This window comes from Galbitalea soli, assembly GCF_010686725.1.
Taxonomy (GTDB): domain Bacteria; phylum Actinomycetota; class Actinomycetes; order Actinomycetales; family Microbacteriaceae; genus Galbitalea; species Galbitalea soli.
Window position 1 is genome coordinate 280730 of record NZ_JAAGWZ010000003.1, and the last position, 12641, is coordinate 293370.

At 70.6% G+C, this 12641-nt stretch carries 12 protein-coding genes; 8 read left to right on the forward strand and 4 right to left on the reverse strand.

Translation table 11 applies throughout. The features are described 5' to 3' along the window. The first annotated feature begins 139 nt into the window (after nucleotides 1-139). The 4 genes from lysS (at nucleotide 140) to G3T37_RS14555 (ending at nucleotide 3146) form a co-directional block, all read left to right on the forward strand. On the forward strand, nucleotides 140-1645 hold the full coding sequence (lysS, locus tag G3T37_RS11620; protein ID WP_163474057.1) for a lysine--tRNA ligase: 1506 nt from the start codon (nucleotides 140-142) through the stop codon (nucleotides 1643-1645). A gap of 9 nt (nucleotides 1646-1654) precedes the next feature. After that, a complete protein-coding gene (locus G3T37_RS11625; protein WP_163474058.1) occupies nucleotides 1655-1810 on the forward strand; it encodes a hypothetical protein in 156 nt (51 codons plus the stop codon). Nucleotides 1811-1932: 122 nt separating this feature from the next. Continuing rightward, complete coding sequence (locus G3T37_RS11630) at nucleotides 1933-2898, forward strand: acetylxylan esterase (RefSeq protein WP_163474059.1); 966 nt, start codon at nucleotides 1933-1935, stop codon at nucleotides 2896-2898. 80 nt (nucleotides 2899-2978) lie between these two features. Continuing rightward, nucleotides 2979-3146: a hypothetical protein gene (locus G3T37_RS14555; protein WP_174247775.1), complete on the forward strand. Its 168-nt coding sequence runs from the start codon at nucleotides 2979-2981 to the stop codon at nucleotides 3144-3146. Nucleotides 3147-3150: 4 nt separating this feature from the next. Here G3T37_RS14555 and G3T37_RS11635 read toward each other — a convergent pair whose 3' ends face one another. The 3 genes from G3T37_RS11635 to G3T37_RS11645 all read right to left on the reverse strand — a co-directional run bounded on the left by G3T37_RS11635 (nucleotide 3151) and on the right by G3T37_RS11645 (nucleotide 6495). After that, on the reverse strand, nucleotides 3151-4122 hold the full coding sequence (locus G3T37_RS11635) for a pirin family protein (protein WP_163474060.1): 972 nt from the start codon (nucleotides 4120-4122) through the stop codon (nucleotides 3151-3153). 98 nt (nucleotides 4123-4220) lie between these two features. Continuing rightward, nucleotides 4221-5474: an aspartate aminotransferase family protein gene (locus tag G3T37_RS11640; protein WP_163474061.1), complete on the reverse strand. Its 1254-nt coding sequence runs from the start codon at nucleotides 5472-5474 to the stop codon at nucleotides 4221-4223. Between the two features lie 10 nt (nucleotides 5475-5484). After that, nucleotides 5485-6495 (reverse strand): phosphotransferase, encoded by a 1011-nt coding sequence (locus G3T37_RS11645; RefSeq protein ID WP_163474062.1) that lies wholly within the window; start codon nucleotides 6493-6495, stop codon nucleotides 5485-5487. 123 nt (nucleotides 6496-6618) lie between these two features. Here G3T37_RS11645 and G3T37_RS11650 point away from each other — a divergent pair, with 123 nt between their 5' ends. The 4 genes from G3T37_RS11650 to G3T37_RS11665 all read left to right on the forward strand — a co-directional run bounded on the left by G3T37_RS11650 (nucleotide 6619) and on the right by G3T37_RS11665 (nucleotide 11012). Beyond that, the gene (locus tag G3T37_RS11650; RefSeq protein WP_163474063.1) at nucleotides 6619-9096 is read left to right on the forward strand and encodes an ATP-dependent Clp protease ATP-binding subunit; all 2478 of its coding nucleotides are present in this window, start codon (nucleotides 6619-6621) and stop codon (nucleotides 9094-9096) included. A gap of 109 nt (nucleotides 9097-9205) precedes the next feature. Beyond that, nucleotides 9206-9724, forward strand: a complete 519-nt coding sequence (locus G3T37_RS11655) for an amino-acid N-acetyltransferase (protein ID WP_163474064.1) — start codon at nucleotides 9206-9208, stop codon at nucleotides 9722-9724. Between the two features lie 13 nt (nucleotides 9725-9737). Then, a complete protein-coding gene (locus G3T37_RS11660) occupies nucleotides 9738-10361 on the forward strand; it encodes a hypothetical protein (protein ID WP_163474065.1) in 624 nt (207 codons plus the stop codon). Nucleotides 10362-10376: 15 nt separating this feature from the next. Then, the gene (locus G3T37_RS11665; protein WP_163474066.1) at nucleotides 10377-11012 is read left to right on the forward strand and encodes a hypothetical protein; all 636 of its coding nucleotides are present in this window, start codon (nucleotides 10377-10379) and stop codon (nucleotides 11010-11012) included. Nucleotides 11013-11260: 248 nt separating this feature from the next. Here the strand turns inward: G3T37_RS11665 and radA are convergent, their stop codons facing one another. Further along, nucleotides 11261-12616 (reverse strand): DNA repair protein RadA, encoded by a 1356-nt coding sequence (gene radA, locus G3T37_RS11670; RefSeq protein WP_163474067.1) that lies wholly within the window; start codon nucleotides 12614-12616, stop codon nucleotides 11261-11263. Between the last annotated feature and the right edge of the window lie 25 nt (nucleotides 12617-12641).

The following is a 12641-nucleotide window of genomic DNA, read 5'->3' on the forward strand; positions in this document are numbered from 1 at the left end:
CCGGGGGGCGGCCTGGGCGGGGGCCGGACCGGGTCGGCGGGCGCGGGCTGAGCCGGGGAGCGCGGGCCGCGAGCGCGGGCTGGGCCGCGCCGCGCGGCTAGCATGGGACGGTTGACCGCGCACCATTCGCAGGAGTCCCATGACTGACACCGAGCACCAGCCCGAGCCCGAACTCTCCGACGAGGAGATCTCGCAGCAGAAGGCCGTGCGTCTGGGCAAGCGCGAGAAGCTCATCGCCTCCGGGCGCGGCGCCTACCCGGTCGGCGTGCCCATCACCGACACCATCGGCGGTGTGCGGGCGCGGTTCGACGGCCTCGAGATCGACACCGTGACGGGCGAGACCGTCGGGATCGCGGGCCGCGTGGTCTACCTGCGCAACACCGGCAAGCTGTGCTTCGCCACCCTGCAGGCGGGCGATGGCGACCGCATCCAGGCCATGATCAGCCTCGCCGAGGTGGGGGAGGAGTCCCTCGCCGAGTGGAAGGAGCTCGTCGACCTGGGCGACCACGTCTTCGTCAGCGGTGAGGTGATCTCGAGCAGGCGGGGTGAGCTCTCGGTGCTCGCGTCGCGCTGGCAGGTCGCCTCGAAGGCCGTGCTGCCGCTCCCCAATCTGCACAACGAGCTCAGCGACGAGGCCCGCGTGCGCAGCCGCTACCTCGACCTCATCGTGCGCGAGCGGGCCCGCTCCGTGGTGCGAGCCCGCGCGGCCGTGAACGCGTCGATCCGCTCGACCCTCACCGGGCACGGCTACCTCGAGGTCGAGACGCCGATGCTGCAGACCCTGCACGGCGGCGCATCCGCCCGCCCCTTCGTGACCCACAGCAACGCCTTCGACACCGAGTTGTTCCTGCGGATCGCACCCGAGCTGTACCTCAAGCGGGCCGTCGTCGGCGGCATCGAGCGGGTGTTCGAGATCAACCGCAACTTCCGCAACGAGGGTGCCGACTCCACCCACTCGCCCGAGTTTGCGATGCTCGAGGCGTATCAGGCCTACGGCGACTACCACCAGATGGCTGACCTCACGCAGCAGATGATCCAGAACGCGGCGCTCGCGATCGCGGGCTCCACGACCGTGACCTGGGCCGACGGCTCCGACTACGACTTCGGCGGCGAGTGGGATCGGCTCTCCATGTACGAGTCGCTCTCCGCCGCCTCCGGCATCGAGGTCACCCCGCAGACGACGCTCGACGAGCTGCGGGCGATGGCCGACGCGGTCGGCATCGAGGTCGCCCTCGCCACGCACGGCAAGTATGTGGAGGAGCTCTGGGAGCACTGGGTGAAGGGCGCGCTCGTGCGCCCCACCTTCGTCATGGACTTCCCCGTCGACACCTCGCCGCTCGTGCGCGACCACCGCAGCATCGCGGGCGTCGTCGAGAAGTGGGATCTGTACGTGCGCGGCTTCGAGCTGGCGACCGGGTACTCCGAGCTCGTCGACCCGGTCATCCAGCGGGAGCGGTTCGTCGAGCAGGCACTCCTGGCCAGCCGTGGCGACCCCGAGGCGATGCGCCTCGACGAGGAGTTCCTGCGCGCCCTCGAGCACGCGATGCCGCCCTCGGGTGGAATGGGCATGGGCATCGACCGCCTGCTCATGGCCCTCACCGGCCTCGGCGTGCGGGAGACCATCCTGTTCCCGCTCGTCAAGTAGGGTCAGACCATGACCGATCCGCAGAAGGACGCGCCACAGGGCGGCGATCCGCAGAAGCCGTGGTGGCAGAGCCCGCAGCGCCTCGTCATCTGGGGCGTCGTCACCGCGATCGCGCTCTACTCGATCATCTCCGGCGTGGTCGGGATGATCATCAAGTCGCGATGAACCGTCGCTGGTCGCGACTGGCCACCACCCTCGGCCTCCTGCTGATCATCGCGATCGTCGCGGTGGTCTACTTCACCCAGGCGCACTGACCGCCACCCCGCCACCCTTCGAAGGAGAAGCCCGTGTTCGTCGACCTGTCCGGTCCCGCCCTGCTGGAGCACGTGAGCGAGCAGACCGCTCCCGCCGACTTCGACGAGTTCTGGGAGGGCACCCTCGCCGAGGCGCGGTCGTTCGACCTCGACGTCACGGTGGAGCCCGTCGCGAGCACGCTGCGCACCGTGGACGTGTACGACGTGACCTTCTCGGGGTTCGGCGGCCACCGCATCCGTGCTTGGCTGCGACTGCCGCACGGAGCACGCGGCCCTCTGCCCACGATGGTGCAGTTCGTCGGCTACGGCGGGGGTCGCGGCGAGGCGGAGGAAAACCTGTTCTGGGCATCCAGCGGTTTCGCGCACCTGCACATGGACACCCGGGGGCAGGGGGCGACCTGGAGCCGGGGAGCCACCCCGGACGTGCAGACCGCGGGTCCGCGGTTCCCCGGGATGATGACCGCGGGGATCCAGTCGCGCGAGGAGTACTACTACCGACGGGTGATCACGGATGCGGTGCGCGCCATCGAGACGGCGGCCGGCCTGCCCCAGGTCGACGCCTCCCGCATCGTCGCGATCGGCGGCAGCCAGGGCGGCGGGCTCGCGCTCGCGGCGACGGCGCTCTCGCCGCTCGTGAGCGAACTCGTCGCCTACGTGCCCTTCCTCTGCGACTTCCCGCGCGCGATCCAGATCACCGACAACGATCCCTACAAGGAGATCAGTCGCTACCTCGCGGTGCATCGCTCGGAGGAGAGCGCGGTGCTCGAGACCCTGCGCTACTTCGACGGTGTCAACTTCGCCCGCCGCGCGAGCGCACCCGCCTGGTTCACGACCGCGCTCATGGACCCGATCTGCCCGCCGTCCACGGTGGTGGGCGCCTACAACGCCTACGCCGGCCCGAAGCAGCTCACGGTCTACACGCACAACTCCCACGAGGGCGGCGGCATCGACGACGACATCCGCATCGCGCGGGCGCTGCAGGAGCGCTTCGGGCTGTAGCCGCCCGCCGGGTGGATCCGCGCCCGTCGCGCCGGCCGTCGGCAGGGCTCTCACAGCCACCCGCGGGTTACGCTTGGAGGGTGCCGAGCTCAGAGTGGGGAAACATCGTCTTCTCCGTGACGCCCACCATCCTGGTGGGACTGCTCTTCTGGTTCGCCATGCGCGCGATCATCCGGGCCGACCGCACCGAGCGGAAGGTCTACGCCCGCATCGAGGCGGAAGAGCGGGCGAAGGCCGAGAAGAAGTAGTCCGCTACTCGCGCGGTCGCAGCCGCACGTTCGGCATCTCGGGTGCCGGGAGCGCGCGCCCCTCGTACCCGTCGACATGGCCGAACGGTCCCGCCGGGTCCTCGCCCGCGATCACGTCGTGCTGCCAGCGCTCGCGGAACGCGACGATCTCGTCGTGGCTGCGCCCGATGAAGTTCCACCACATCACGATCTGCTCGTCGAGCGGTTCGCCCCCGATGAGCAGCACCCGCGCGGGGGCATCGCCCGCGGTGAGCGTGATCGACGCGTGCCCCGTGTCGAGGTAGGCGAGGTGGGCGTCCGCGACCGGGTGGCCCTCGACGAGGGGCGAACCCGCGTCGACGAGCACGCCGTGTTCGAAGGCCGGGTCGACGGGAATCACCACGGTCGCCTCCGCGGGCAGGTCCACCTGGGCGCCGACGAGCGCCGTGTAGGTGCGCGCGCTGGATGACCGCCCCAGCAGTTCCCCCAGAAACACCCGCACGGTCGCCGGCCCGAACGCGAACGCCTCCGGCACGACGTGCTCGAAGTGCGGCGCGGTATGGCGATGCTCGTCCGGAAGGGCCACCCACAGCTGTGCCCCGTGCAGCACGGTCGTGCCCGGTGTGGACACCTCCGAGTGCTGGATCCCGCTGCCCGCGGTCATGAGGTTGAGCTCGCCCGGGCGGACGAGGGCGTGGCTGCCGACGCTGTCGCGGTGGTCGATGGTGCCGGCGAAGAGCCAGCTGACGGTCTGCAGCCCGGTGTGGGGGTGCGGGGGCACGGTCATCCCGCCGGTCGTCGCGACCGGGTCGGGCCCGTAGTGGTCGAGAAAGCACCACGCGCCGATGAGCGAGCGGGCGCGCTGCGGCAGGGTGCGGCGCACGCCCATCGCGCGCGGGCCGCCGAGGGGCACGTCACGCGGCTCGAGGATCTCGAGGCCGTTGCAGGGCTCATCCTCGAGGGTGACGAACGCGGGATCGTTCTCCAGGTTGCTCATGCTTGCACGGTACTCACTCGCGGGCGCGCGCGCAGGCGGGTGCGGGTGCCGCGGTCGGCGGCGGCGCCGCGCGCAGGCGGCTGCGTCGCGTCGCCGCCTCAGCCGAGCACGGCGGCGAGCCCGTCGAGCAGCCGCTCGGCATCGGCGTCGCTCAGGGCGAGCGGTGGCCTGACCTTCAGGGTGTCGTTGCGCAGCCCCGAGGCGCCGATCAGGATGCGCCGCTCCTCCAGCGCGTTCACCGCCTCCCGCGCCGTCCCCTCGTCGCCCAGCTGCACGCCCAGAAACAGTCCGCACCCGCGCACCTCGACGACGGAGCCGCCGATCGCCCGCAGCCCCTCCGCGAGCACCGCGCCGAGGCGCGCCGCCCGCGCGACGAGACCCTCCTCGCGGACCACGTCGAGGGTGGCTTGGGCCGCCGCGATCGCGACCGTGTTTCCGCCGAAGGTGTTGAAGTATCGGCCGCGCGCGGCGAAGGCGTCGACGAGTTCGGGCCGGGCGACCACGGCCGCGACCGGGTAGCCGTTGCCCATCGGCTTGCCGAGCGTGACGAGGTCGGGCACGAGGCCGTGCCGGTCGAAGCCCCAGAGCCCGTCGCCGAGGCGACCGAATCCGGGCTGAACCTCGTCGGCGACGAGCAGTCCGCCCGCGGCCTGCGCCGCGCGGGCGGCGGCGGCGAGTCCCGGTGCGTCGGGGAGCACCCCATCGGAGGCGAAGATCGTGTCGACGATGAGGCAGCCGAGGCCGATGCCGGCCGCGTCGAGCGAGTCGATCGCCGCGGCGACGGCGGCCGCGAAGTCGGTGCCGGGGGTCGGGGCGGGCACCACGCGCACCCAGTCGGCCACGGCATCCGCGCCCACCAGCGACGGCGAGAGCGCTGCGACCTCGGTGGTGACCCCGTGGTACGCGTTCTCGGTGACGATGACGCCGCGGCGCCCGGTCGCCGCGCGCACGATCCGCAGGGCGAGGTCGTTGGCCTCCGAGCCCGTGCAAGTGAACATGACGTTGCCGAGGTGCGCCGGGAAGGTGCCGAGCAGGTCCTCCGCGTAGTCGACGGTCGCCCGCGAGAGGTAGCGCGTGTGGGTGCTCAGCCGGGCGGCCTGCTCGGCGATCGCCGCGGCGACACGCGGGTGGGCGTGCCCGACGCTCGGAACGTTGTTGTAGGCGTCGAGGTAGTCGGTGCCGTCGGCGGTGAAGAGGTGGGCGCCCTCGCCGCGCACGAACTCGAGCGGCGTTCGATAGAACAGCCGGTAGGCGCTGCCCAGGGAGCGCGCCCGCCGCTCCACGAGATCGCGCGTGCGCGGGTCGAGGTGGCTCGTCGTCGCGGGGTCGAAGTACGTGGTCGGGCCGGGCATCGCGTCCTCCTCAGAGCAGGGTGTCGAGGGCCGCGAGCATGCCGTCGTGGTAGTCGGGATCGCGGCGGGGATCGCCCGCGTCGCGCTGCAGCCAGTCGTTCACGAGGATCCGCTGGGCGAAGCGGGCGACGACGAGGTCGCGCAGCACCTGGCGCTCGGTGGGCAGGAGGGGCACGCGACGCTCGAAGGCCGCGATGAACGGCGGGAGGGCATCCCACCCCCGACCGAGCGGAAAGATGAGATAGCTGAGCGCGACGGCGAGGTCGGCCACGCGCACCGACTGCACGACGTCGCCGAAGTCGAGGATCCCGGTGACGTAGCCGGGCTCGCCCGCGTCGACGAGCACGTTGCCGGGGTTGAAATCGTTGTGGATGACCTGCCGCGGCAACTCGTGCAGCAGCGGCTCCACCCCCGCCCGGAACCGCGCGAGCGCGGCCGCGGTCGCCGCCGACCCCACCCGTTCCTGCAGCTGCGCCAGCCGCCCGGTCTGCGCCAGGTCCCACGCGAGGGGGTATCGGGCCGCCGGGTGGATGAAGCTCCTCAGCGCGCGACTGAGACGCCCCAGCGCGTCGCCCAGCAGCACGAGCTGGTCGTCGTCGGGGGCCGCTGCGGCGATGAGCGGGGTGCCCGGACGCCACTCGAAGAGGCGCGCGATCCGGTCGCCGTCAGCGGTCGTGACGGTGACGGCGTCGTCTCCGCCCGTGGCCGGTCGCAGGCGCTGCAGCGGGAGGCGCGGGTCGGCGCGGTGCGCGTGGCGCAGGGCCTCGGTCTCCAGCGCGAGGTGGGCGGGGGAGTCGGCCGGGTGCGCGACCTTGAGCACGAATCGCTCCTCGCCGGCGCTCAGCCGAAAGGTGTCGTCGCGTTCGGTCTCGAGCCGCTCGGTGAGGGTCGCCACGAGGCCCCAGCGATCGGCCACGAGCCCGACCGCCTCCTCGGGGGTCAGCCGTGCCGCGCGCAGGACCGGGGTGGCCTCACCGCCGCCCGCCGCGCCGTCGCTCTCGAAACCGGGAATGCCGTGCACCTGCCCAGCGTAGCGAGCGACCCGTCACGCCTTGGGCGAACAGGGGCATGGAAGCGGGGGCGCCCTCGTTAGTCTCTTTAGTAACGGAGCCGACCACCTGCCCTGGCCCCGGAGGAGAAAAGCATGTTTGAGAGATTCACCGACCGAGCTCGTCGCGTCGTCGTCCTGGCCCAGGAAGAGGCCAAGATGCTCAACCACAACTACATCGGCACCGAGCACATCCTGCTGGGGCTGATCCACGAGGGTGAGGGCGTCGCTGCGAAGGCTCTCGAGTCGCTCGGCATCTCCCTCGACTCGGTGCGCGAGCAGGTCCAGGACATCATCGGCCAAGGCCAGCAGCAGCCGACCGGGCACATCCCGTTCACGCCGCGCGCCAAGAAGGTTCTCGAGCTGTCCCTGCGCGAGGCGCTGCAGCTCGGCCACAACTACATCGGTACGGAGCACATCCTGCTCGGCCTCATCCGCGAGGGTGAGGGCGTGGCGGCCCAGGTGCTCGTCAAGCTGGGTGCCGACCTCAACCGCGTTCGCCAGACGGTGATCCAGCTTCTCTCTGGCTACCAGGGCAAGGAGGCGGTCGCGGTGGGCGGCAACGACGCGGCACCCGACAAGGGTTCGCAGATCCTCGACCAGTTCGGGCGCAACCTCACCCAGGCGGCGCGCGACGGCAAGCTCGACCCGGTGATCGGGCGCGAGAAGGAGATGGAGCGCGTCATGCAGATCCTCTCCCGCCGCTCGAAGAACAACCCCGTCCTCATCGGTGAGCCCGGCGTCGGCAAGACCGCCGTCGTGGAGGGACTCGCCCAGGCGATCGTCAAGGGCGACGTGCCCGAGACCCTGAAAGACAAGCAGCTGTACTCGCTCGATCTCGGCAGCCTCATCGCGGGCTCCCGCTACCGCGGCGACTTCGAGGAGCGCCTCAAGAAGGTGACCAAGGAGATCCGCACCCGCGGCGACATCATCGTCTTCATCGACGAGATCCACACCCTCGTGGGTGCGGGGGCCGCCGAGGGCGCGATCGATGCGGCGAGCATCCTGAAGCCGCTGCTCGCGCGCGGAGAACTGCAGACCATCGGCGCGACGACGCTCGACGAGTACCGCAAGCACTTCGAGAAGGATGCCGCACTCGAGCGTCGCTTCCAGCCGGTGCAGGTGCACGAGCCGTCGCTGCCGCACGCGATCAACATCCTCAAGGGGCTGCGCGACAAGTACGAGGCGTTCCACAAGGTGTCCATCACCGACGGCGCGATCGTCGCCGCCGCGAACCTCTCCGACCGCTACGTCTCCGACCGGTTCCTGCCCGACAAGGCGATCGACCTGATCGACGAGGCCGGCGCCCGCCTGCGCCTGTCGATCCTGTCCGCTCCGCCGGAGCTGCGCGAGTTCGACGAGAAGATCGCCGTCGTGCGTGGCCAGAAGGAGGCCGCGATCGAGGATCAGGACTTCGAGAAGGCCGCGAGCCTCCGCGACGAGGAGAAGAAGCTGCTCGGTGAGCGGCTGCGCCTCGAGAAGCAGTGGAAGTCGGGCGACGTGGGCGCCAGCGGAACCGTCGACGAGGGCGTCATCGCCGAGGTGCTCGCCAACGCGACCGGTATCCCGGTGTTCAAGCTCACCGAGGAGGAGTCCAGCCGGCTCATCTTCATGGAGAAGGCCCTGCACCAGCGCGTCATCGGACAGGAGGAGGCCATCTCGGTGCTCTCCAAGACGATCCGCCGCACGCGCGCCGGCCTGAAGGACCCGAAGCGTCCCTCCGGCTCGTTCATCTTCGCCGGCCCGACCGGTGTGGGAAAGACCGAGCTCGCGAAGGCGCTCGCCGAGTTCCTCTTCGACGACGAGAACGCGCTCATCTCCCTCGACATGTCGGAGTACGGCGAGAAGCACACGGTCTCGCGGCTGTTCGGTGCCCCTCCCGGGTTCGTCGGCTTCGAGGAGGGCGGCCAGCTCACCGAGAAGGTGCGCCGCAAGCCGTTCTCGGTGGTGCTGTTCGACGAGATCGAGAAGGCGCACCCCGACATCTTCAACTCGCTCCTCCAGATCCTGGAAGAGGGCCGGCTGACCGATGGCCAGGGCCGCGTGGTCGACTTCAAGAACACCGTGATCATCATGACGACCAACCTCGGTACGCGTGACATCAGCGGCACCCCGATCGGCTTCACCTCCGCCTCCGACACCGCCTCCGGCTACGACCGGATGCGCGGCAAGGTGGTCGAGGAGTTGAAGAAGCACTTCAAGCCCGAGTTCCTGAACCGCGTGGACGAGACCATCGTCTTCCCGCAGCTCACCCAGCCGGAGCTCCTGCAGATCGTGGACCTCTTCATCACGCGCCTCAAGACTCGTCTGATGGACCGCGACCTCACCATCGAGCTCACGCTCGCCGCCAAGGAGCAGCTCATCAAGATCGGCTTCGACCCCTCGCTCGGAGCGCGGCCGCTGCGCCGTGCCGTGCAGCACGAGGTCGAGGACCGGCTGAGCGAGCGGATCCTGCACGGCGAGCTGAACGCGGGCGACCACGTGCACGTGGACTTCGCCGACGGGGAGTTCCAGATCACCACGAGCCGCCAGGCGGGGCTCGAGGAGACGACCCCCGTCGCCGTCGAGGCGTAGGCGGGCACCGCACGGGACACACACGCGAGGGGCGTCGGAGGAATCCGGCGCCCCTTTCGTGCGGGGTGGGCCGGTCATCCGCGGGGCATCGCCTCCGTAGACTGAAGGCGTGAGTTTCACCGTGCGCCCCGCCCGCACCTCTGACGTTCCGCTCATTCAGGAGCTGTGCGAGCCGCTCGTGCAGAAGCGGATCCTGCTCGGCAAGGAGCGCGTCGTCTTCTACGAGTCGGTGCAGGAGTTCCGCGTGGCGGTCGACGACAGCCTGCCGCCCGAGGCGCCGGAGGCACTCATCGGCTGCGGTGCGCTGCACGTGATCTGGGACGAACTGGGCGAGGTGCGCACGCTCGCCGTCGCCGACAACTGGCTGCACCGCGGGGTCGGGCACGCGATCCTCGACGACATCGAGGAGAAGGCGCGGGCGCTGGGGCTCACCAAGCTCTTCTGCCTCACCTTTGAGACCGAGTTCTTCGGCCGGCACGGCTTCAAGCCGATCGGGGAGGAGCTCGTCGCGCCGGAGGTCTACGCCGAACTCGTGCGCTCCCAAGACGAGGGAATCGCCGAGTTCCTCGATCTGGCGCGGGTAAAGCCCAACACGCTCGGCAATACGCGGATGCTGAAGCTGCTGTAGCTACCCTGAGGGCATGTCGACGTTCAAGAATCCCGTCGGCCCGCAGCCAAGCAGCGTCTACTGGCGCCGCCGACTACTGGTCGGTGCGGGAGTGCTCGCGGTGATCCTCGTCATCGTGCTGATCGTGGCTCGCCCCGGCTCGGGGAAGCCCAGCCCGACGGCGACCACCCCCGCCGCCTCGCAGCCCTCCGATACCCCCGCGGCCCAGCCGTCCGGGGGCGCCTCCGGCACCGTCGCGCCCTGCACGGCGGCGCACGTGAGCATCACCCCCGTCACCGACTCCACCGTCTACGCGGCCGGGGTGAACCCGAAGCTCTCCATGACGATGACGAACACCGGCACGCAGCCCTGCGCGATGACGCTCGGGTCGGATGTGCAGGTCTACCAGATCACCTCGGGCAGCGACCTCATCTGGCAATCGACCGACTGCCAGACCAACCCGGTGCCGCTCGTGCAGACGCTCGAGCCGGGCAAGCCGCTCGTCTTCCCCCCGTTCGCCTGGGATCGCACGCGGTCGAGCAAGTCGACCTGCTCCAGCAAGCGTCCGCAGGTCACGGCGGGCGGGGCGAGCTACCACCTGAGCGTCACGGTGAACGGGTTCCCGTCGACGACGTCGAAGCAGTTCATCTTGAAGTAGGGGGTGCGGCGCGGCGTGGGCTCTCGCGAGCGTGGCGCCGCGGCCGTGCGCGGTGAGTGGAGGCGCGAGGGCTGCGCGGGCGCGGCGTGGAGTCACGGCACGCCGGGCGGGCTCGGTGCGCGCACGCAGCGCACTGCGGATGACCGCGCCGCCGTGGCATCCTTGATGGCGATGAGCCCCTCGCCCACTTCCCCCGACGACTCCCGTTCCGCCGACGACCTTCGTTCGCCTGCTTCGCCTGCTTCGCCTGCTTCTCCTGCTTCGCCTGCTTCCCCCGACGACTTTCGTTCGCCGGAACTCGCGGCGGCGCTCGCGAGCCAGGACGCCGTGCGGGTTGCGCTCGCGCTGCGCGCGACCGGCGTGATCGTGCCGTTGCTGCCCGTGGACGGCCCGCCGCAGATCCGGGTGTTCCGCCGCGACGACGCCGACCGGTACATGCTTCTGCTGTTCTCCTCCGGGGAGAGCTATGCCGCGATGCTGCCGAACGAGGATGAGCTGCCGGTCATCCGCTACGACGCGGCGACCCTGCTCGACTTCCTCGAGCAGAACGCGGGCGTGCTTGAGGCGGTGTGGTTCGACGTCGCGGGGCCGAACGCGATGCAGGCCGCGCCCGCCGACGTCATCGAGGCGCTGCGCATCCCCGCGCCCTGAGGCCGCAGTCCGCGAGTTGGCATTCCTCCCACCTACTCACCGCGAGTTGGCACTCCTCTCTGCTCCTCGAGTTGGCACTCCTCTCTGCCCCTCGAGTTGGCACTTTTTGTGCAACTTCCGCGCCGCAGGCCGGAAGATCGCCAACACATCGCCCCGCGGGCGATGTGTTGCACCTTTTTGTGCGACAAAAGGAGGGTGCAGGCGCACCCCGCCTTGTTCCGGCGCCCGCGCATCCCGCGCGCCCCGCGCTAGAACTCGGGGATCTCGACGCGCTCGGCCGTGGATCGCGCGAACGCGCGGCGCAGCGCCTCCCGCAGGTGCGACGCCCCGGAGTCAAGGATGTCGCTGAAGCCCAGCCGACCGCCCTCGGCGAGGCGCTGCCGGGCGGATGACGCGGGCCGGATCTCGCCGGCCAGGCTGATCTCGCCGACGGCGGCGAGGGTAACGGGGAAGGCCTTGTCGCGGAAGGCGCTGGCGATGGCGAGCGCGATCGCCAGGTCGGCCCCGGGCTCGGTGAGCTTGATACCGCCCACGGTGGAGACGTAGACGTCGAAGCCCGAGAGCGCGAGCCCGGCACGTCGCTCGAGAACGGCGAGCAGCATCGCCACGCGCGATCCGTCGACCCCGTTGACCACCCGCCGCGGTTGGGGCGCGTTGCTCGCAACGATGAGTGCCTGTACCTCGACGGGGAGTGCCCGCCGACCCTCGATCGCGATGGTCACGCACGTGCCGCTCACGGGCGTGCGCGCGTGCGAGAGGAAGAGTCCGCTGGGGTCGGCGACCTCCGCGATGCCGTCTCCGGTCATCTCGAAGCAGCCCACCTCGTCGGTGGGGCCGAAGCGGTTCTTGTGCGCGCGGATGAAACGCAGGCTCGTCTGGCGGTCGCCCTCGAACTGGCACACCACGTCGACGAGGTGTTCGAGCAGGCGCGGCCCCGCGATCGTGCCGTCCTTCGTGACGTGCCCGACGAGCAGCACGGGCAGCCCACGATCTTTCGCCACCCGGATGAGCGTCGCCGCGACCTCGCGCACCTGCGCCGGTCCGCCCGCGAGCCCATCGATCAGTGACGACGACACGGTCTGCACCGAGTCGACGATGACGAGCTGGGGGGCGACCTCGTCGATCTGGCCCAGGATGACCGCCAGGTCGACCTCGGCGGCGAGGCAGAGCGACGGCTGCAGTGCGCCCGTGCGTGCGGCGCGCATCCGCACCTGGTTCACCGACTCCTCGGCGCTGACGTAGAGCACGCGCTGGCCGGAGGACGCCGCCCGCGACGCGACCTCGAGCAGGAGAGTGGACTTTCCCACACCGGGTTCGCCGCTCAGCAGGATGGCGGCGCCCGGCACGATGCCACCCCCGAGCACGCGATCGAATTCGGCGATGCCGCTCGGCCAGTGCGTGACCTCCTCGGCGGTCACCTCGGTGATCGGCTTGGCGGCGCGGGCCGCGCTCACTCGGATCGGCGCGACCGCACGGGCCGAGGCGGCGTTCTCGGCGTTGTCGACGACCGTTCCCCAGGCCTGGCACTCGCCGCAGCGACCGACCCACTTGAGCGTCGTCCAGCCGCACTCGGTGCAGCGGAAGTTGGACTGGGTGCGGGCCATGCGAACAGCCTAGGCGGAGCCTCCG

What these genes read in the sequence shown, in the direction of transcription:
- lysS (WP_163474057.1), top strand. Translation starts at nt 140, where the DNA reads ATGACTGACACCGAGCACCAGCCCGAGCCCGAACTCTCCGACGAGGAG.
- G3T37_RS11625 (WP_163474058.1), top strand. Translation starts at nt 1,655, where the DNA reads ATGACCGATCCGCAGAAGGACGCGCCACAGGGCGGCGATCCGCAGAAG.
- G3T37_RS11635 (WP_163474060.1), bottom strand. Translation starts at nt 4,122, where the DNA reads ATGAGCAACCTGGAGAACGATCCCGCGTTCGTCACCCTCGAGGATGAG.
- G3T37_RS11640 (WP_163474061.1), bottom strand. Translation starts at nt 5,474, where the DNA reads ATGCCCGGCCCGACCACGTACTTCGACCCCGCGACGACGAGCCACCTC.
- G3T37_RS11650 (WP_163474063.1), top strand. Translation starts at nt 6,619, where the DNA reads ATGTTTGAGAGATTCACCGACCGAGCTCGTCGCGTCGTCGTCCTGGCC.
- G3T37_RS11660 (WP_163474065.1), top strand. Translation starts at nt 9,738, where the DNA reads ATGTCGACGTTCAAGAATCCCGTCGGCCCGCAGCCAAGCAGCGTCTAC.
- radA (WP_163474067.1), bottom strand. Translation starts at nt 12,616, where the DNA reads ATGGCCCGCACCCAGTCCAACTTCCGCTGCACCGAGTGCGGCTGGACG.